At 71.2% G+C, this 20,086-nt stretch carries 12 protein-coding genes and 1 pseudogene; 7 read left to right on the top strand and 6 right to left on the bottom strand.

The features are described from left to right. Positions 1 to 71 precede the first annotated feature (71 nt). Positions 72 to 1,442, top strand: a complete 1,371-nt coding sequence (locus ACRDP3_RS14150; protein ID WP_431517276.1) for an ABC transporter substrate-binding protein — start codon at positions 72 to 74, stop codon at positions 1,440 to 1,442. Positions 1,443 to 1,495: 53 nt separating this feature from the next. Here ACRDP3_RS14150 and ACRDP3_RS14145 read toward each other — a convergent pair whose 3' ends face one another. From ACRDP3_RS14145 to ACRDP3_RS14125, 5 genes are all read right to left on the bottom strand, one after another. Then, positions 1,496 to 2,077 (bottom strand): hypothetical protein, encoded by a 582-nt coding sequence (locus ACRDP3_RS14145; RefSeq protein ID WP_431517275.1) that lies wholly within the window; start codon positions 2,075 to 2,077, stop codon positions 1,496 to 1,498. 44 nt (positions 2,078 to 2,121) lie between these two features. Further along, a complete protein-coding gene (locus ACRDP3_RS14140) occupies positions 2,122 to 2,628 on the bottom strand; it encodes an ATP-binding protein (RefSeq protein WP_431517274.1) in 507 nt (168 codons plus the stop codon). A gap of 297 nt (positions 2,629 to 2,925) precedes the next feature. Continuing rightward, positions 2,926 to 3,693, bottom strand: a complete 768-nt coding sequence (locus tag ACRDP3_RS14135; protein ID WP_431517273.1) for an enoyl-CoA hydratase/isomerase family protein — start codon at positions 3,691 to 3,693, stop codon at positions 2,926 to 2,928. 62 nt (positions 3,694 to 3,755) lie between these two features. After that, positions 3,756 to 5,060 carry a L,D-transpeptidase gene (locus ACRDP3_RS14130; protein WP_431517272.1) on the bottom strand — a complete coding sequence of 435 codons (1,305 nt, stop codon included), beginning with the start codon at positions 5,058 to 5,060 and terminating at the stop codon, positions 3,756 to 3,758. Positions 5,061 to 5,253: 193 nt separating this feature from the next. After that, positions 5,254 to 6,453: an Ig-like domain-containing protein gene (locus ACRDP3_RS14125; RefSeq protein ID WP_431517271.1), complete on the bottom strand. Its 1,200-nt coding sequence runs from the start codon at positions 6,451 to 6,453 to the stop codon at positions 5,254 to 5,256. A gap of 164 nt (positions 6,454 to 6,617) precedes the next feature. Between ACRDP3_RS14125 and ACRDP3_RS14120 the strand changes: the two genes are divergently transcribed. The 3 genes from ACRDP3_RS14120 to ACRDP3_RS14110 all read left to right on the top strand — a co-directional run bounded on the left by ACRDP3_RS14120 (position 6,618) and on the right by ACRDP3_RS14110 (position 12,265). Then, a complete protein-coding gene (locus ACRDP3_RS14120) occupies positions 6,618 to 8,504 on the top strand; it encodes an ABC transporter ATP-binding protein (RefSeq protein WP_431517270.1) in 1,887 nt (628 codons plus the stop codon). Beyond that, on the top strand, positions 8,501 to 10,435 hold the full coding sequence (locus tag ACRDP3_RS14115; protein WP_431517269.1) for an ABC transporter ATP-binding protein: 1,935 nt from the start codon (positions 8,501 to 8,503) through the stop codon (positions 10,433 to 10,435). The genes ACRDP3_RS14120 and ACRDP3_RS14115 overlap by 4 nt, the downstream gene beginning before the upstream one ends. A 228-nt stretch (positions 10,436 to 10,663) precedes the next feature. Beyond that, positions 10,664 to 12,265: a M4 family metallopeptidase gene (locus ACRDP3_RS14110; protein ID WP_431517268.1), complete on the top strand. Its 1,602-nt coding sequence runs from the start codon at positions 10,664 to 10,666 to the stop codon at positions 12,263 to 12,265. A 122-nt stretch (positions 12,266 to 12,387) separates the two neighbouring features. Here ACRDP3_RS14110 and glgP read toward each other — a convergent pair whose 3' ends face one another. After that, a complete protein-coding gene (glgP, locus tag ACRDP3_RS14105; protein ID WP_431517267.1) occupies positions 12,388 to 14,970 on the bottom strand; it encodes an alpha-glucan family phosphorylase in 2,583 nt (860 codons plus the stop codon). Between the two features lie 290 nt (positions 14,971 to 15,260). Between glgP and ACRDP3_RS14100 the strand changes: the two are divergent. The 3 genes and pseudogenes from ACRDP3_RS14100 to ACRDP3_RS14090 form a co-directional block, all read left to right on the top strand. Continuing rightward, positions 15,261 to 17,322, top strand: a pseudogene (locus tag ACRDP3_RS14100) (alpha-1,4-glucan--maltose-1-phosphate maltosyltransferase); the annotation flags it as partial. A 1-nt stretch (position 17,323) separates the two neighbouring features. Further along, on the top strand, positions 17,324 to 19,054 hold the full coding sequence (gene treS, locus ACRDP3_RS14095; RefSeq protein ID WP_431517266.1) for a maltose alpha-D-glucosyltransferase: 1,731 nt from the start codon (positions 17,324 to 17,326) through the stop codon (positions 19,052 to 19,054). Between the two features lie 46 nt (positions 19,055 to 19,100). Beyond that, positions 19,101 to 20,086, top strand: a 986-nt coding sequence (locus tag ACRDP3_RS14090; protein WP_431517292.1) for a maltokinase N-terminal cap-like domain-containing protein, incomplete at its 3' end; no start/stop codon positions are given.

Raw genomic sequence — 20,086 nt, 5'->3', positions numbered from 1 at the left:
CAGGCGCCGGGGTGCCGACGGACAACCCTCGTTGGGCCATTGAGGACCACCACGAGGAGTGCGCTGCGTTCATGTCCATACCCAGGGGAAGGACAGTACGGATCGCCGCGGCCGCGGTCCTCGCCGCGGGGGTGCTCGCGGCCTGCGGCGGATCCGGCGGACCGGGCGGCGGCGAAACGCCGCGGGACGACAAGGCCATCACGGTCCTGATGGTCGACAACCCTCAGATGCTCCGGCTGCAGAAGCTGACCGCCAAACACTTCACCGGCCGGACCGGCATCGAGGTCGACTTCACCACCCTGCCGGAGAACGAGGTCCGCGGCCTGATCTCCCAGGACTTCGCCAACCAGACCGGCCGCTACGACGTCGCCACGATCAGCAATTACGAGGCGCGGAACTACGCCGGCAAAGGCTGGCTGCGCCCGCTGGACTCCTACATCAGCAAGGACGAGTCCTTCGACCAGAGCGACATCCTGCTGCCCATGCAGCTCTCCCTCAGCGGGGCGAACGGCAAGGTGTACGCGGAGCCTTTCTACGGCGAGTCCTCCATGCTGATGTACAGGAAGGACGTCTTCGCGAGGCTCGGCCTGGAGATGCCCGCCAATCCCAGCTGGCGGCAGGTGTCGAGGCTCGCGCAGCGGACGGACGGCGCGGAGGCGGGCATGCGGGGCATCTGCCTGCGCGGACTGCCCGGCTGGAGCGAGATGATCGCCCCGCTGACCACACTCGTGAACACCTTCGGCGGCACCTGGTTCGACAAGGACTGGAACGCCCGGCTCACCTCTCCCGGCTTCACCCAGGCGGCCGAGTTCTACGTCGGGCTGGTGCGCGAGCACGGCGAGTCCCGCGCGGCACAGGCCGGTTACGCCGAGTGCCTCAGCACCATGCGCGACGGCAAGTCGGCCATGTGGTACGACACGACCGCGGGTGCCGGTTCCCTGGAGGCGGACACCTCGCCCGTCAAGGGCAAGGTCGGGTACGTACCGGCCCCGGTGGAGAAGACCGAGTCCGCCGGCTGGCTCCACACCTGGGCGTGGAGCATGCAGAAGGCGTCCCAGAACACCCGCTCCGCCTGGAAGTTCATATCCTGGGCCTCCGGCAAGGACTACGAGCGGCTGGTCGGCGAGACGTCCGGCTGGGCGGACGTTCCCGCCGGCAAGCGAGCGTCGACGTACGAGAACCCCGAGTACAAGCGGGCCGCGAAGGCCTTCCACAAGGTCTCCAGGGACGCGATCCGCAATGCCGACCCGCGGGACCCGGGCGTGCAGCAGCGGCCCACCCTCGGCATCCAGTTCGTCGCCATCCCCGAATTCAGCGAGCTGGGCGGCAAGGTCTCCCGCGAGCTCAGCGCGGCAATCGAGGGCGAACAGTCCGTCAAGACGGCCCTGCGCAAAGCGCAGAAGGACGCCCAGGAGGTCGGCGACACGTACAAGAGGCGCTGACCCGGGCCCGGGCGTCCGCGAGCCCGGGTCCGGGAGCCGGGGCCCCGGCCGCGCTACGTGCCGCTGGTGACCTGGGCGATGGCGCGGTCCTCGACGATGGCGGTGAAGGAGACGGTGAGATCGTTCATCGTGAGCTCGCCGGTGGTCCGGCCGAGGAGGCCGTGGCACTCGCCGCCCGCACAGCTCATCCGGGAGACCTCCGAGGCGCTCGTCCGCATCGAGGACCCGCCTTTGATGACCGCCCGCCAGGAGATCATTCGGTCCTTGATGGACTCGACGGTGAACCGCTGCACCCCGTAGGCGGTGCTCGGGAACAGCTCGTCGCCCGCGGCCAGCTCGACCTCGCAGTTCCCGTCGGCGCAGGAGCCGGTGTCCTTGCCGTCCGCGGCTTGGGGCAGCGCGGTCAGCTGCCGCGGCGCTGGCGACCCCGAATCCCAAGGGGAGGACGCGAGAGAGGCCTGGGAGGCCTGGGAGGTCTGGGAGGCCTGGGACGACGTCTGCACGCCGCCCTTGTCCGAGCCGTCGCCGGCCGCGCCGTCCGCTCCCCCACCACATCCGGCCAGCAGTGCGAGCACCAGCAGCGGTGCGCAGCGCAGCGGAATCCTCGATCGTCCATACCGAACCCGACGCGTCATGCTTCCCCGTCTCTGTGCTGTGCTGTTGTGCGGTCGCGTCGAAACTACTCCGCCCTGCTGTCGATAATCCGCATTTCGAACCACGTGGTCTTGCCGCGGGGCAGCAGGTCGACCCCCCAGCGGTCGGAGAGGGTGTCGACGAGGAAGACGCCGCGGCCGCTGGTGTCGAGAGCCTGCACCGGGAGGAGGCAGGGCAGGCCGCGGGACGGGTCGCGCACCTCGGCGCGGATCCAGCCGCGGCGGCGCAGCATCCGCAGGCCGAAGACGTGCGCGCCGGTGTGGCGCACGGCGTTGCCGACGAGTTCGGAGACGAGCAGGACGGCGTCGTCCGTGGTCTGGCGGGGAAGGCCCCAGTGCAGTCGCAGAACGGTGCGGGCGAGTTGGCGTGCGGTGCGCGCCGACTCGGGGCGGTTGGGGAGGCGTACCTCGTCGATCGTCGGGTCGCCCACGAGGTCGAGCACCCCGTTCCCGAAGTCGTCGGCCGTCGGCGGCTCCTCCGGGATCTCCGGTACCCAGTTGGCCACGCTCACCACTTCTCGCTGTCCCGCCATGGCCACCATCATGGCGGCGGCAGGGGGAATTGTGGGGCGGTTCGGGGGGATCGGATCATACGGAACGGGCCCTTCCGCAGGGGCGGTTGGGAAGGTGCCGAGCGGCGAGGCCCGGCGCGGGCGACCCTGACCAGGCGTGACACCGTGTACGTACGTGATCACGATCAGCCACGGCCGGGCCGCCGCGCGCGGTCATTCAACGGAAAACCGGTTCCCCCACACGGTGGGGCGCACTCCGGACATCCGGTGCGCCACCCCCCACCACCCCACCCCGTACCGGGGGTTACCGGGGCTACGTCAGCGGAACTTGGCCTTGCCGGGCCCCTCCTCCACGAAGCTGCGCATCCCGGTCGCGCGGTCCTCGGTCGCGAACAGCCCGGCGAACCAGTTGCGCTCGATCGTCAACCCGGTGTCGATGTCCGTCTCCAGACCCGCGTCGACGGACTCCTTGGCGGCGCGCAGCGCCATCGCGGGGCCCTGGGCCAGGGAGGCGGCCCACGCCTTGGCCCGCTCGTAGACCTCTTCGTCCGGCACCACCCGGTCCACGAGTCCCATCTGCAGCGCCTCCGGCGCCTTGACCTGCCGCCCGGTGAAGATGAGGTCCTTGGCCTTGGCGGGTCCCACCAGCCGGGCGAGCCGCTGCGTGCCGCCGGCGCCGGGAATGAGGCCAAGGAGGATCTCCGGCTGCCCCAGCTTGGCCCGCTCGCCGGCGATCCGGATGTCGGCGCAGAGTGCCAACTCACAGCCGCCGCCCAGCGCGTAGCCGGTGACGGCGGCGACAACGGGCTTGGGGATGCGGGCCACGGCGGTGAAGGAGTCCTGCAGGGCCTTGGACCGCACGACCATGGCGGCGTGGTCCATGACCTGCATCTCCTTGATGTCCGCGCCCGCCGCGAACACCTTCTCGCCACCGTAGATCACGACGGCGCGCACATCGTCGCGCAGGGTGGCCTCTTCGGCGAGCTCACGCAGCCGGTCCTGCGTGGCGATGTCCAGGGCGTTCATGGGCGGACGGTCCAGGCGGATCGTGGCGACACCGTCGGCGACTTCGAGATTCACAGTCATGGGGGAAGGTTAACGCCCGTTCGCGCCAGGGGGCAGGCGGAGGACCGCCCCCTGGCGCGCGGCTACTTCTGTTCAGCCGTCCACTTGTCCCAGTCCATGTTCCAGCCGCTGAATCCGTTGTCCGGCTGGATCGTCTTGTCCTTGGAGTTCTTGATCTCCACGACGTCGCCGACGATCGACTCCCTGAAGAACCACGCCCCCGGCGTCCCCTTGTCGCCGCCGCCCTTCTTGTCGAACAGGCCGACACAGCCGTGGCTGGCGTTGACCTGGCCGAAGGAGGACTGAGCGAGCCAGTAGTTGCCGTGGATGAAGGTGCCCGAGGTGGACAGCCGCATGGCGTGCGGCACGTCCTTGATGTCGTAGCCGCCCGCTTCCTCCTTGCGGCCGAAGCCCACGGTGTCGCCGTCCATCCGCGTCACCTTGTGCCGCTCGCTGATCACCATGCGGCCGTTGTACGTGGGGTTCTCGGGGCTGCCCGAGGAGATCCCGTACTTCTTGATCTTCTTGCCGTCCCGCTTCACCGTCATCGTCTTCTTCTTCGCGTCCACGACGCTGACCTGACGCCGTCCGACGGTGAAGCTCACGCTCTTGTCCTGCGTCCCGTACACCCCGTCGTAGCCCTCGACACCGTCGAGGTTCAGGTCGAGGGTGACCTTGGTGCCCGCGTCCCAGTACTCCTCCGGCCGGAAGTCGAGGCGGCTGTCGCCGAACCAGTGGCCCTGGACATCGACTTCGGGTTCGGCGCTGACCGAGATCGCCTTCTCGACGGCCGCGCGGTCGGTGACGGCGTGATCGAAGTTGAGGGAGACGGGCATTCCGACGCCCACCTTGTCGCCGTCCTCCGGGGTGAACCGGCCTATGAAGGTGCTGTCGGGCGTGAACGTGGTGAAGTCGGTGTTCTTCTTCTTCGTACGCCCCTCGGAGTCCCGCGCGAGGGCGCGCACGGAGTACTTCGTGCGGGTCGCCAGGTGGGTGTCCGGCTCCCAGGCCGTCCTGCCCTCGGCGAACTTCCCCTCGACCTGCTTGCCCTTGGAGTCCTTGACCTCGACGCTGACCAGCTTGCCCTTGGCCGCCGTCACCTTCAGCGCCCCGGACGTCCTGACCTTGTCCGCCCCGTTCTCAGGAGTGACCGTGACGCGGGCCTGCGACTTCTTCGGGGCGTCGTCCTTGCCCGCGCCCTGCTCGCCGCCGGCGCCCGCACCGCTGCCGCAGGTGGTCAGCACCAGCACCATCACCACGGCCAGTACGACGAGACCCACCGCGGACCCGCCTATGAGCTGGGCCCGGCTGTCCCCCCGTATCGCCTCCGGGTTCAGTTTCTCCCGGGCCTGCTTCACTGCTCCTGCGGCGACGGACTTCAGATCCACTGCGGGCTGCTCCCCTCCCACGCGTGGTCGCGCACCACGGGTGCGCCCCCGACGCGCCAACACGTCTCTTCGCCGCTAGATAATCACACGGTAGTGACGTGGGGACCCCCACGCGTGTCACCGTTCCGTCGCGATTTCGCGGCGCGCGATGCTGGGCGGCCCCGCCCTCCTGGGGTCCGCGGCCCGGCCGGCCTCAGTTCAGCGCGGAGCCCGCCCGCCAGGCCCGCCAGGACATGTTCCAGCCGCCCAGCCCGTTGTCCGCGCCGAGGGTGCGTTCGCCCGAGCCCTTGACCTTGACCAGGTCCCCGATCAGCGAGCGGTGGTAGAAGGACCCGGCCGGGCTGTTGTCGTCGCCGCCCTTCCTGTCCCGCAGTCCGACGCAGCCGTGGCTGACGTTGGCGGTGCCGAAGGTGCTCCTCGAGGCCCAGTAGTTGCCGTGCAGGAAGGTGCCGCTGTCGGTGAGCCGCATGGCGTGCGGCACGTCCTCGATGTCGTACTCGCCGCCGAACCCGACGGTGCTGGCGTTCATCCGGGTCACCCGGAACTTCTGGCTGATCACCATGCGGCCGGTGTACGTGGGGTTCTCGGCCGAGCCCGCGGTGACCGGCACGGTGTTCACGACGACGCCGCCCCGCCGCACCGTCATCGTGTGGGTGCGGGCGTCCACGACGGAGCGCTGGTCACGGCCGACGGTGAAGTGGACCCGCTTGCGCTGCACCCCGTACACCCCCCGGGCGGCCCGCACATGACGCAGCCGCAGATCGAGGGTGACGCGGGTGCCGGGCTTCCAGTACGTCCTGGGACGGAAGTCGAGCCGGGAGCGGCCGAACCAGTGCGGCGCGACCCGCGCTTCCGGGTCGGCCGTCACGCGGATGGCGCGCTCGACCGCGGCGCGCCGGGCGATCGGCCGGCTGAACTTGATCGAGAGGATCATCGCGGTGCCGACCGTCTGCCGGTGTTCGGGGGTGAAGAAGCCGATGAAGTGCCGGTCGGGCACCTTGGTGGCGAAGGTGGTGTGCCGGGCCACGCGCCGCCCCCGCCTGTCGCGGGCGACCACGTGGACCGTGTACTCGCTGCTGAGCTTGAGCTTGCGGCTGGTGCCGGTGGGCTCCCAGGTGTGGCCGTCGGACGAGACGCGTCCGGGCAGCGGCCGCCCGGCCGCCCCGCCGGTACGCGCCACCCGCACCCGCTCCAGTCTGCCCTCCGGCACCGAAACGCGGAGCCTGTCGTGCGCCCCCACACCCGAGACCCCGTCCCGGGGTGTCACCTCGATCGCCTGCGCGGGTGCCTTCGCGGCGCCCACCACGCCGCAGCCCGTCAGGAGCGCGCCGAGAAGACACAGCGCACCTGCCCGCAGCGCCGCCGTCCGGCCTGCCCGCCCCGCCCGTTCCATGCCCGTCACCCCGCAGAGATCGCCCGTACGCGGAGACCAACGACCCGCCGCCGCAGGGGAAACGCCTCACGTGGGCCGACCGCGGGGGCCGTGCGTCCCCGTGCGTCCCTCCCGCGGGAAAAGCAGATGAGGGATGTCAGGGGTGAACCGTAGTCTCACTCCTGATGACTGCCACGATGGGGACCAGTGGGGAGAGCCGCGCCGATGAGCCGGGCGGCGGCGAGCGGTCGGCGGTCCGCTCACTGCTGCGGCTGTGGCCCTACGTACGGCCGGTGCGGGTGCGGATGTTCGCTGCCGCCTTCGTGGCGATCGTCGCCTCGTGCATGGGGCTGGTGATCCCGCTCGTTCTGAAGTGGCTGGTGGACGGCCCGGTGGCGGCACGCGATACGGGCGGGGTGTGGCTCGGCGGGGCGCTGCTGCTGGGCGTCGGGGTGCTGGAAGCGGGGCTGTTCGGGCTGCGCCGATGGCTGGCCGCCCGCCCGCTGGCAGGGGTGGAAGCGGCTATGCGGGCCGACATCTTCCGGCATCTTCAGCGGCTGCCGGTCTCCTTCCACGACCGCTGGCCCAGTGGGCAGTTACTGTCCCGGGCGACGACCGACCTTCAGCTGCTGCGGATGTTCCTCGCTTTCGGCGTGACCTTCCTGCTGGTCAACGGGGCGACCATCGCCGTGGGTTGCATCATCCTGCTGACCCAGCAGTGGACGCTGGGCCTGGTGATCATGATCCCCACCATCCCGCTGGTGCTGTTCTGCGCGGTCTTCGAGCAGCGGTACGCGCTGGCGGCGCGCAGGGCGCAGGACCAGATCGGCGACCTGACGACCGTGGTCGAGGAGGCCGTGCTGGGCATCCGCGTCATCAAGGGGTTCGGCCGGCACCGCAGCCAGGCGCGGGCCTTCCACGAACTGTCGGAGCGGCTGCTGGGCACGGAGCTGCGCAAGGCGCGGCTGCTGGCCGGGATCTGGGCGCTGATCATGGCGCTGCCGGAGATCGCCATCGGCGCGGCGCTGGTGCTGGGCACGCTGCAGGTGGCCGACGGTGAGCTGTCGGCGGGCACCCTCGTCGCCTTTCTCTCGACGGCGCTGACGCTGCGCTGGCCGGTGGAGTCGATCGGCTTCCTGCTGGCGATGAGCAACGAGGCGGCGACGGCGACCGACCGCTTCTTCGAGGTCATGGACGAGCCGGTGCCGCCGGAGGTGCTGCGGGAGGCGGCTCCCGACGAGCCCGGCGACGACGGCGAGGATGACGAGCCCAGGGATGACGAGGCCGGCGGCGGGCTGCGCTTCGCGGGGGTCCGCTTCCGCTATCCCGACGCGCCCGCGGACACCCCGCCCGTGCTGGACGGGATCGATCTGCACGTACGGCCCGGCGAGACGATGGCTCTCGTCGGCGCGACCGGCAGCGGCAAGACGACGCTGACCGCGCTGGTTCCGCGGCTGCACGAGGTGAGCGCCGGCCGTATCACCCTGGACGGCGCCGACATCGCGACGCTGAGCCGTGGTGAGCTACGGGCCCGGGTCGCGCTCGCCTTCGAGGAGCCGACGCTCTTCTCCGCCAGCGTCGCGGAGAACGTGCTGATGGGCGCGGACCGTTCAGAAGCGGAAGCCGAGGACGCGCCACCGCCCGAGCACCTCGAGAGGGCCCTGCGGGTCTCCCAGGCCGCCGGCTTCGTCGCCGTCCTGCCGCACGGCCCGGCCACCCAGGTCGGCGAACAGGGGCACAGCCTCTCCGGTGGGCAGCGGCAGCGGCTCGCGCTCGCCCGCGCCGTGGTCGGGCGCCCCCGCTTCCTCGTACTGGACGACCCGCTCTCGGCGCTCGACGTGCACACGGAGGCCGCCGTCGAGGCCGCACTGCGGGAGGTGCTGGCGACGACGACCGCCCTGGTCGTCGCGCACCGTCCCTCGACCGTGCTGCTCGCGGACCGGGTGGCGCTCCTCTCGGCCGGCCGGATCGCGGCGGTCGGCACGCATCACGAACTGCTGTGCGACAGCGCGGAGTACCGCCACCTGATGTCCGGCGATAGCGACGACCACGATGGGGGGACGCGGAGTTGACCAGTACCGTACGGCCGTCCAGGCGCGAGGACGACCCAGAGAGCGACGACCCGCCGGTCAAAGGGAGACCGGGCGGCTCGCCCGTCGCCCCCGGGCCGGAGGCCGACCCGTTCAGCAGCGACGCCCTGCCCGCACCCGCCAACGCCTCGCGCGCACTGCTCGGTTCGCTGCTGCGGCCGCAGCGTGGCCGCGTCGGCGCCGCGGCCGTACTGCTGCTGCTCCAGCAGGTCGCCGCCCAGGCGGGCCCGCTCCTGGTCGGGTTCGCCATCGACCGCGCCGTCCCCGCGCTGCGCGGCGAGAGCGGCTCGCCCGATCACGGCCCGCTCCTGGCCGTCGGCGCCGCCTACATCTGCTGCGCGGTCGCCTCCGGCTGGTTCCAGCACGCGTTCATCATCGCGGCCGCCCGGGTCAACCAGCGGGTGCTGATGGAGCTGCGCGGGCGGATCTACCGGCACGCGCAGGCCCTCGACGTCGACTTCCACGACCGCTACACCTCCGGCCGCCTCATCTCCCGCTCGACCACCGACATCGAGGCGCTGCGCGAACTCCTCGACGAGGGGCTGCAGGAGCTGCTCGCCGTCATCGTCTCCGTGCTCTACATCGTGACGACGCTGCTCTGGCTGGATCTCGGGCTCGGCGGTGTGGCGCTGCTCAGTTTCGTTCCGCTGGCGCTGCTGCTGCGGAACTTCCGCAACCGCTCCATGCGTGTCTTCCGCACCCGGTCCACAGCGATCGCGGACGTCATCGTCAAGTTCGCGGAGACCGTCAACGGCATCCGCCCGGTGCAGACCTTCCGCCGCGAGCGGGCCAACGACGCGGCCTTCGCCCGCCTCAACGGCCGCCATCTGAAGGTGAACGGCGACACGCTCCTGGAGATGGCGCGGTACGTGGTCTGCTCCCGGCTCACCGCGAACACCGCCCTCGCCGCCATCGTGCTGTGGGGCGCCTACCGCGTCGCTTCGGAGGAGCTCGCGCTGGGTGTGCTCGCCGCCGCGGCGCTGTACCTGCGCCGGCTCTACGAGCCGATCGACCGGCTCGGCATGTTCCTCAACTATTACCAGTCGGCGGCGGCTTCACTGGAGAAGGTCGCCGGGCTGCTGGCCCAGCGGCCCGCGGTGCCCGAGCCCCGCGCACCCCGCGCCCTGCCCGCCCGCCGCGGCGACGGGCAGGGCAGGGAGGTCGTCTTCGAGGGTGTCTCCTTCGGCTACCGCACCGGCGGCGAGGTGCTGCCCGCCTTCGGCCTGACGCTGCCCGCCGGGCAGACCGTGGCCGTCGTCGGAGCGACCGGAGCGGGCAAGTCCACCCTCGCCAAGCTGCTCTCCCGCTTCTACGACCCGACCTCGGGGCGCGTTCTCCTCGACGGCGTCGACCTGCGCGACCTGGACGGCCCCACCCTGCGGCGCGACGTCGTGATGGTCACCCAGGAGGCGTTCCTCTTCTCCGGCTCGGTCGCGGAGAACATCGCCATCGGCCGTCCCGACGCCACCCGCGCGGAGATCGAGCAGGCCGCGAAGTCGATCGGCGCCCACGACTTCATCGCCGCCCTGCCCGACGGGTACGACACGGACGTGCGCAAGCGGGGCGGCCGCATCTCGGCCGGACAGCGGCAGTTGGTGGGGTTCGCCCGTGCGCTGCTCGCCGATCCGGCCGTACTGATCCTGGACGAGGCGACCTCGTCACTCGACGTGCCGGGCGAACGGGCCGTGCAGCAGGCGATGTCGACGGTGCTGCGGGGCCGTACGGCCGTGGTCATCGCGCACCGGCTCTCGACGGTTCGCATCGCCGACCGGGTGCTGGTGATGGAGGACGGGCGGCTGGTGGAGGACGGTGCGCCAGGCCGGCTCATCGCCGGGACCGGCCGGTTCGCGTCTCTGCATCAGGCATGGCGGGACAGCCTGGTCCAGGGAAGTCTCCCGGACGACAAGACCTGAGTCCGCTATCCGGACCCGCACTTCGTGTCAACGAACAAAAACCGGCCAAGCTGTGAAGACCTGTTGCCCCAACGGTGACATGCACACGCTCTCAGTGGCAGGCTGGTCGAGCTTTACGCATCCGCACAATCGCACAGTTGCGCGTCAATTCGCATTCCCGTTCCACAGTTCTGCCCGGACGGTCGCCCCACGTCGCCGTCCGGCCCCCACGGCAGAAGGAGCCACCGCGTGAGATCCATTACCAAGAAGCAGCGGATATCCGCCCTCGCCGCCACCGCCGCCCTCGTCGTGGCCGGCGTCACCGCGGGGACGGCCGGCGCCGGCCCCGCCCCGCAGGGTTCCGGGGCCGGCTCGGGCGCCATGCCCGTCAAGCTGACCGCCGCTCAGCACACCAAGCTCGTCAAGGCGGCCGACTCGGCCGACGCCAAGGCGGCGGACGCCAAGAAGCTCGGCCTGGGCTCGAAGGAAGAGCTGCGGGTCAAGGACGTCGTCAAGAACAAGAACGGCGCCACGCACGTCCGTTACGTGCGGACCTTCGACGGCCTGCCCGTCCTCGGCGGCGACCTGATCGTGCACAAGTCCAAGTCCGGCAAGCACACCGGCGTCACCAAGGCCACCAAGGCCGACATCGCCGTCGGCACCAAGGCGAGCAAGGCCGCCAAGCCGGCCACTCCCAAGGCCAAGGGCAGCGTCGCCCCGCGCAAGGTCGTCTGGGCCATGGAAGGCAAGCCCGTACTGGCCTGGGAGACGGTCGAGGGCGGCACGCAGAAGTCCGGCGCCCCGAACCGGATGCACGTCATCACCGACGCCACCAGCGGCAAGAAGATCTTCGAGTTCCAGGGCATCCAGGAAGGCACCGGCGAGAGCATGTACAGCGGCTCCGTCGAGCTGGGCACCTCCGGCTCGGCCGGCGCCTTCACGCTGACCGACGCCTCCCGCGGCGGCAACAAGACCACCAACCTCAACGGCGGTCAGAGCGGCGGCGGCCAGGAGTTCACCGACGACGACGACAAGTGGGGCGACGGTAAGCCCGGCAACCCGCAGACCGCGGGCGTCGACGCGCACTTCGGCTCGGCCACGACCTGGGACTTCTACAAGAACGTCCTCGGCCGCGAGGGCATCGCCGGCGACGGCAAGGGTGCGGTCAGCCGCGTCCACTACGGCAACAGCTACGTCAACGCCTTCTGGGACGACAGCTGCTTCTGCATGACCTACGGCGACGGTGAGGGCAACCAGAAGCCGCTCACCTCCCTCGACGTGGCGGCCCACGAGATGACGCACGGCGTCACCTCCACCACCGCCGGCCTGATCTACGCCGGTGAGTCCGGCGGCCTGAACGAGGCCACCTCGGACATCTTCGCCGCAGCCACCGAGTTCCACGCCAACGGCTCCACCGATGTCGCCGACTACTTCGTCGGCGAGCTCATCGACATCAGGGGCGACGGCTCGCCGCTGCGGTACATGGACAAGCCGAGCAAGGACGGCAACTCGCTCGACTCCTGGGACTCCAACGCCGGGAACACCGACGTCCACTACTCGTCCGGCATCGCCAACCACTTCTTCTACCTGCTGGCCGAGGGCAGCGGCGCGAAGGAGATCAACGGCGTGCAGTACGACTCGCCGACGGCCGACGGCTCCACGCTCACCGGCATCGGCATCGAGAAGGCGCAGGCGATCTGGTTCAAGGCTCTCACCGAGAACATGAACCCCAACACCGACTACGCGAAGGCGCGTAAGGCGACGGTCAAGGCCGCCGACGACCTCTACGGCGCCGGCGGCGCCGAGTCCAAGGCCGTCGAGGCCGCCTGGACGGCCGTCGCAGTCAAGTGAGGTGACCGAGCCGGCTGAGCCGGATCAAGCAGCTCAGCCGGCTCAGGCAGCTCACCGCTGAAGGACGGCGGGGCGGGCACCGCGCGCACTCAGGCGCCGCGGCACCCGCCCCCTCGTCGTTCTCACCGCGTCAGCACTCCCGCCGCCGTCCCGGCGGCCGGGCCGTCCTCCGGCGGGGCGGCGACCAGGCCGAGTTCGGCGCCCCCGGCGGCCGGCTGCCGATGCGCGGCCAGCACCCGCACGGTGTACCCGAAGGCGCCGGTACGGTCGAGCGCCAGCGGCCCCTCGTAGAGCCAGCGCCCCTCCATGTCCGGACCGCCCGTCGGCTTCAGCGGTACGCGCACCGCGTCGGCGCCCGCGATCCGGTCCGCCGCGTCGACCCGGCCCGCCACGGCCTGCACCTCCACATCACCGGGTTCCAGTGCCCCCAGCGCCACCCGCACCCGCAGCGCCAGACAGGAACCCATCTCCAGCGCGTCACCCACATCACCGGCCGCCTCGACGTGGTCGACCGCCACCCGTGGCCACTCCGCACGCACCCGCGCCTTCCAGGCCGCCAGGTCGCGGGCAGCCTCGGGGGTCAGCTCGCGCTGGGCGCGGGCGGCGGGAGCGTACAGCCGGTGGGTGTACTCGCGCACCATCCGGCCGGCCAGCACCTTGGGGCAGAGCCGGTTGAGGGTCTGCCGCACCATCTCGACCCACCGCTCAGGCACGCCGTTGCCGCCCGCACCCCGGTCGTAGAAGCAGGGCGCGACGTGATCCTCGAGCAGTTCGTAGAGCGCCGCCGCCTCGATGTCGTCGCGCCGCGTCTCGTCCTCGGCGGCCTCGCCGTCCGCCGTGGGGATCGCCCAGCCGAAGTCCGGCTCGAACCACTCGTCCCACCAGCCGTCCCGTACGGAGAGGTTGAGGCAGCCGTTGAGCGCTGCCTTCATGCCGCTCGTACCGCACGCCTCCAGTGGCCGCAGCGGGTTGTTGAGCCAGACGTCGCACCCGGGGTAGAGCTTCTGCGCCATCCCCATGCCGTAGTCGGGCAGGAAGACGATGCGGTGGCGCACACGCGGATCGTCGGCGAAGCGCACCAGCTCCTGGATCAGCCGCTTGCCGCCGTCGTCGGCCGGGTGCGCCTTGCCCGCCACCACGATCTGGACCGGGCGGTCCGGGTTGAGCAGCAGGTCCCGCAGCCGGTCCCGGTCGCGCAGCATGAGAGTGAGCCGCTTGTAGGAGGGCACTCTGCGGGCGAAGCCGATCGTCAGCACATCCGGGTCGAACACCCCGTCCACCCAGCCGAGTTCGGCCTGCGCGGCGCCGCGCTCACGCCAGGAGGCGTGCAGCCGCGTCCGTACCTGCTGCACCAGCTGCTCGCGCAGGGTGCGCCGCAGCTCCCACAGCCCGGCGTCCGGCAGCCGGGCGGCGTCGGCCGGCACCTCGGGGGCCTGCCAGGTCGCGGCGTGCACGCCGTTGGTGACCGAGGTGATGGGGACCTCGGCCGGGTCGAAGCCCGGCCACAGGCCCGCGAACATCTCGCGGCTGACGGAGCCGTGCAGGGTGCTCACGCCGTTGGCGCGCTGCGCCAGCCGCAGCCCCATCACGGCCATGTTGAACAGGCCGGGCTCACCGCCCGGGTAGTTCTCGGTGCCCAGCGCCAGCAGGTCGTCCGTGGCGATCCCGGCCAGTTCGCCGTCCTCGCCGAAGTGCCGGGCGACGAGCTCGCGGTCGAACCGGTCGATGCCGGCCGGCACGGGCGTGTGTGTCGTGAAGACGTTGCCGGCCCGCACCGCCTCCAGCGCGCTCGCGAATTCGAGCCCCTGATCCCCCAGTTCGCGGATGCGCTCCAGCCCGAGGAAGCCGGCATGTCCCTCGTTGGTGTGGAAGACCTCCGGCTCGGGATGGCCCGTCAGCCGGCAGTACGCGCGCAGCGCCCGCACCCCGCCGATGCCGAGCAGCATCTCCTGCAGCAGCCGGTGCTCACTGCCGCCGCCGTAGAGCCGGTCGGTGACGTCGCGTTCCCGCTGGGCGTTGTCCTCCATGTCGGAGTCGAGCAGCAGCAGCGGCACCCGCCCCACCCGCGCCTGCCAGACGTGCGCGCGCAGCGAACGCCCGGCGGGCAGCCGGAGCGCGACCACCACGGGCGTGCCGTCGTCCTCACGCAGCAGTTGCAGCGGCAGCTCGTTGGGGTCCAGTACGGGGTAGTGCTCCTGCTGCCAGCCGTCCCGGGACAGGCTCTGCCGGAAGTACCCGTGCCGGTAGAGCAGTCCCACCCCGATCAGCGGAACGCCCAGGTCACTGGCCGCCTTGAGGTGGTCGCCGGCGAGGATGCCGAGGCCGCCGGAGTACTGGGGCAGCGCACCGGTGAGCCCGAACTCCGGGGAGAAGTAGGCGACCGCCTGCGGCAGGTCGCCGCTCCCGGACTCCTCCTGGTACCAGCGCGGCTCCGCCAGATAGTCGTGCAGGTCGCCGCTGACGACGGCGAGCCGCCGCAGGAAGCCTCTGTCGGCCGCCAGCTGCGCGAGCCGCTCCGGCGCGACGGAGCCGAGCAGCCGGACGGGGTCGCCGTCCGCCGCCTGCCAGCCGTCCGGGTCGGCCGACCGGAAGAGCTGACGGGTCTCGGGGTGCCAGGACCAGCGCAGATTGCGGGCCAGTTCACTGAGCGGACGTAGGGGTTCGGGAAGGACGGGATGCACGGAGAAACGACGAATGGCCTTCACGCTGCGACCGTATCGACGCCCGGACACATTGCGGAGATTCACCCGCCTTCCGTGTGATGTCCACCCCGATCTGGGCTAATCGTCCCGGCCTCCACCGCAGTCCTCCCGGTGCTCCCCGAGGCCTGGGGCATGCGGCCGACGGCCCGGCCCGGATGCGCGTCGCACGCCCCCGGGCGGGTGACGCGCACCGGGGCCCCGTGTGCGCAACACGGATGCGGCAGGCGGAGCAGATAGAACGGGCGGAAGCCCGCAAAACGCCCGCCTCTCCCGCAACGCACACAGGTGAGCCCATGATCGGACGCATCCCCGTCCTCGACGTCCAGCCGCTCGTCGACTGCGGACGTCACCCGGCCAAGGCCGTGCCGGGCGAGACCTTCCTCGTCTCGGCCACCGTCTTCCGCGAGGGCCATGACGCGGTCGGCGCCAACGTCGTACTGCGTGACCCCACCGGACGCTCCGGCCCCTGGACGCCCATGTCCGAACTGGCCCCCGGCACCGATCGCTGGGGAGCCGAGGTCACGCCGGACAGCGAGGGCAGATGGACCTACGCCGTGGAGGCGTGGGGCGATCCGGTCGGCACCTGGCGGCAGCAGGCGAAGGCCAGGATTCCGGCCGGCGTCGACACCGAACTGACGCTGGAGGAGGGCGCGGTCCTGCACGAGCGGGCGGCGGCCGGGGTGCCCAGGAGCGTGGACCGTACGGTGGTGCTGGGCGCGGTGGCCGGGCTCCGCGACACGACCCGCACCATCGCGGCGCGGCTGTCGGCGGCCCTGACCCCGGAGGTCACTGCCGTGCTGAACCGGCACCCGCTGCGCGAGCTGGTCTCCGCGACCCGCCCGCTGACGCTCCAAGTGGAGCGGGAGCGCGCCCTGTTCGGGTCCTGGTACGAGATGTTCCCGCGCTCCGAGGGCGCCGTGGTCACCGAGGGCGAGCCGCCCGTCTCCGGCACCTTCCGCACCGCCGCCGCGCGGCTGGATGCGGTAGCGGCGATGGGTTTCGACGTCGTCTACCTGCCGCCGGTGCACCCCATCGGGGACACCTTCCGCAAAGGTCCGAACAACGCGCTGTCCGCCGGCCCGCACGACGTCGGCTCCCCCTGGGCGATCGGCTCGGCGGCGGGCGGTCACGACGCGCTCCATCCGGATCTGGGCACCCCGGAGGACTTCGGCTACTTCGTGCGGCGCGCGCGGTCGCTGGGGCTGGAGGTGGCGCTCGACTTCGCGTTGCAGTGCTCGCCCGACCACCCATGGATCAAGGAGCACCCGGAGTGGTTCCGGCAGCGCGCCGACGGCAGCATCGCCCACGCGGAGAACCCGCCGAAGAAGTACCAGGACATCCATCCGCTCGACTTCGACGGCGACCCGTCCGCGTACTGGAGCCTGCTGCGCGAGACGCTGCGCCTGCTGCGCCTGTGGATGGCGCGCGGCGTGCGGATCTTCCGTGTCGACAACCCGCACACCAAGCCGGTGGTGTTCTGGGAGAAGGTCATCGCGGAGATCAACCGCACCGACCCCGATGTGCTCTTCCTCGCCGAGGCCTTCACCCGGCCCGCGATGATGCACACCCTGGCCAAGGCCGGTTTCCAGCAGTCCTACACCTACTTCACCTGGCGCGATTCCAAGGAGGAGCTGACCGGCTATCTGACGGAGCTGACGGGCGAGGCCGCCGCGTACATGCGTCCGAACTTCTTCGTCAACACCCCCGACATCCTGCCCGCCGGCCTCCAGCGGGGCGGGCGGGCCGCCTTCCAGACGCGCGCCGTGCTGGCCGCGACGCTCTCCCCGACCTGGGGCGTGTACGCCGGCTACGAGCTGTGCGAAGCCGACGCGCTGCGGCCGGACGGCGAGGAGTACCTGGACTCGGAGAAGTACCAGCTGCGCCCCCGCGACTGGGCCGCCGCCGAGCGCTCCGGCGCCTCGATCGCGCCGTTGATCGGCGACCTCAACCGGCTGCGCCGCAGCCACCCGGCGCTCCGGCAGCTGCGCTCGCTCACCTTCCACCACACCGACAACGACCAGGTGATCGCGTACTCCAAGACCTGCGTCCAGCCGGACACCGGTACGGACACGGTCGTGGTCGTGGTCAACCTCGACCCGCATCACACCCACGAGGCGACGGTGTCGCTGGATCCGTCGGATCTTGTGAGATTCGGTCTCTCCGCCGCCGTGACGAGCGGGGCCGAGTCCTTCCCGGTGCGCGACGAGCTCACCGGCGAGACCTATCACTGGGGCAGGGCCAACTACGTGCGCCTCACGCCGGGCGGTGACCCCGGCACCGGCTCCGGCCCCCCCGCCACCGCCGCGCACATCCTCACCCTGCGACCTCACCGAGCAGAGCGGAGGGTCACCCACTCATGAGCGTCAACGATCCCGTCCCCGACACCTTCGAGGACACCCCCGCACGGGACCGCGACCCGGAATGGTTCAAGCGTGCGGTCTTCTACGAGGTCCTGGTCCGCTCGTTCCAGGACAGCAACGGTGACGGCGTCGGAGACCTGAAGGGCCTCACCTCCAAACTGGACTATCTCCAGTGGCTGGGCGTCGACTGCCTGTGGCTGCCGCCCTTCTTCACCTCACCTCTGCGTGACGGCGGTTACGACGTCGCCGACTACACCGCGGTGCTGCCGGAGTTCGGGGACCTGGCGGACTTCGTCGAGTTCGTCGACGCCGCGCACCAGCGGGGCATGCGGATCATCATCGACATGGTGATGAACCACACCAGCGACCAGCACCACTGGTTCCAGGAGTCCCGCAGCGACCCCGAGGGTCCCTACGGCGACTACTACGTCTGGGACGAGAAGGACACCCGGTACCCGGACGCCCGGATCATCTTCGTCGACACCGAGGCGTCCAACTGGACCTTCGACCCGGTGCGCAAGCAGTACTACTTCCACCGGTTCTTCTCCCACCAGCCCGACCTGAACTACGAGAACCCGGTCGTGCAGGAGGAGATGATCGCCGCCCTGCGCTTCTGGCTGGACCTGGGCATCGACGGCTTCCGGCTGGACGCGGTCCCCTACCTCTTCGCCGAGGAGGGCACCAACTGCGAGAACCTGCCGCGCTCGCACGGCTTCCTCAAGCGGGTACGCGCCGAGGTCGACGCCCACTACCCCGACACGGTCCTGCTCGCCGAGGCCAACCAGTGGCCGGAGGACGTCGTCGACTACTTCGGCGACTACGCCAAGGGCGGCGACGAGTGCCACATGGCGTTCCACTTCCCGGTGATGCCGCGGATCTTCATGGCCGTACGCCGCGAGTCGCGCTACCCGGTCTCGGAGATCCTCGCCAAGACCCCGCAGATCCCGTCCGGCTGCCAGTGGGGCATCTTCCTGCGCAACCACGACGAGCTGACGCTGGAGATGGTCACCGACGAAGAGCGCGACTACATGTACGCGGAGTACGCCAAGGACCCGCGGATGCGCGCCAACATCGGCATCCGGCGGCGGCTGGCGACCCTGCTGGACAACGACCGCGACCAGATCGAGCTGTTCACCGCGCTGCTGCTCTCGCTGCCCGGCTCGCCGATCCTCTATTACGGGGACGAGATCGGGATGGGCGACAACATCTGGCTCGGCGACCGGGACGCGGTACGGACGCCGATGCAGTGGACGCCGGACCGCAACGCGGGCTTCTCCTCCTGCGATCCCGGCCGGCTCTTCCTGCCCGCGATCATGGACCCGGTGCACGGCTACCAGGTCACCAACGTGGAGGCGGCGATGAGCTCGCCGAGTTCGCTGCTGCACTGGACGCGGCGGATGGTGGAGATCCGTAAGCAGAACCCGGCCTTCGGACTCGGCACGTACACCGAACTGCCCTCCTCCAACCCGGCCGTGCTCGCCTACCTGCGCGAGGTGAAACTGCCGGACGGCGGCGACGACCTGGTGATGTGCGTGAACAACTTCTCCCGCTTCCCGCAGCCCACCGAGCTGGACCTGCGGACCTTCGCGGGACGGGCGCCGGTGGAACTCATCGGCGGTGTGCGCTTCCCGCCGATCGGCGAGTGGCCGTACCTGCTGACGCTGGCGGGGCACGGCTTCTACTGGTTCCGGCTGCGCCAACAGCCGGCCTCCGCGGCCGCCGGGTGACGGCGTGCCGGAAAGCGCCTTGTCCCCCGCGGCGGGCCCGCCGGTCCTGCCGGTCCGGCCGGTCCTGCCGGTTCCCCGCCCCTACGGTGCCGACCTGCTCGACTCCCTCGCGCCGCTGCTGGCCGACTGGCTTCCCCGGCAGCGCTGGTTCGCCGGCAAGGGCCGTCCGGTCAGCGGGTTCGGCCTCGTCGCGGCGGCCGAGCTGCTGCCCTGCCCGGCCGACGGAGCGACAGCGGGGCTGCTGCACCTGCTGGTACGGGCGCGGCAGCCCGGTGCCGGCGCGGCAGTGGTGCCGGCCGCCGCGACGGAGCCCCCGGAGGCCCGTGCCGACGATGCGGCCGACTGCTATCAACTCCTGCTCGGGGTACGGGACGTCCTGCCGCCCGAGCTGGCGCCCTCGCTGATCGGCCGCCCGTCCGCGGGTCCGCTGCGCGGCCGTACCGTCTACGAGGCGCTGCACGACCCGCGACTGGCCGGGGTGCTGCTGGAGCGGCTGCGCGTCCCCGGACGGCTCGGCACGCTCCGCTTCCGGCACGGGCCGGACGAGGAGACCGTCATCCCGGCCGGGCTGCCGGCCCGCCCGCTGGCCGCGGAGCAGTCGAACTCCTCGGTGGTCTACGGCAGTACGTGCATCCTCAAGCTCTTCCGCCGCGTGGAGCGCGGGATCAACCCCGATCTCGAGCTGCCGCTCGCGCTCGCCCGGCTTGGCTCCGACCGGGTGCCGGCGCCAACGGCGTGGTTCGAGGCGACGGCGTGCTTCGAGGCGGAGACGGGGGCTGGCGACGCGTCGGCTCCGCTGACGCTCGGCGTCCTGCAGCCGTTCCTTGACGGCTGCCGGGACGGCTGGCAGCTCGCCCTGAACGCCCTCGCCGGCCGGCGCGACTTCACCGACGAGGCGCGCGGTCTGGGCCGCGCCACCGCCGAGGTGCACACGGGTCTCGCCGACGCGCTGCCCACCGCCGTGCTCGGCCGCCGCGAACTGGAGCGGACGGCCGCGGACATGGCCGGGCGGCTGGCGGCGGCGGCCGAGGC

Source organism: Streptomyces sp. (assembly GCF_050698815.1).
In the GTDB taxonomy this organism is placed as follows: domain Bacteria; phylum Actinomycetota; class Actinomycetes; order Streptomycetales; family Streptomycetaceae; genus Streptomyces.
The sequence above is the reverse complement of the archived record's forward strand: the minus strand, read 5'-3'. Positions and strand labels throughout refer to the sequence as shown.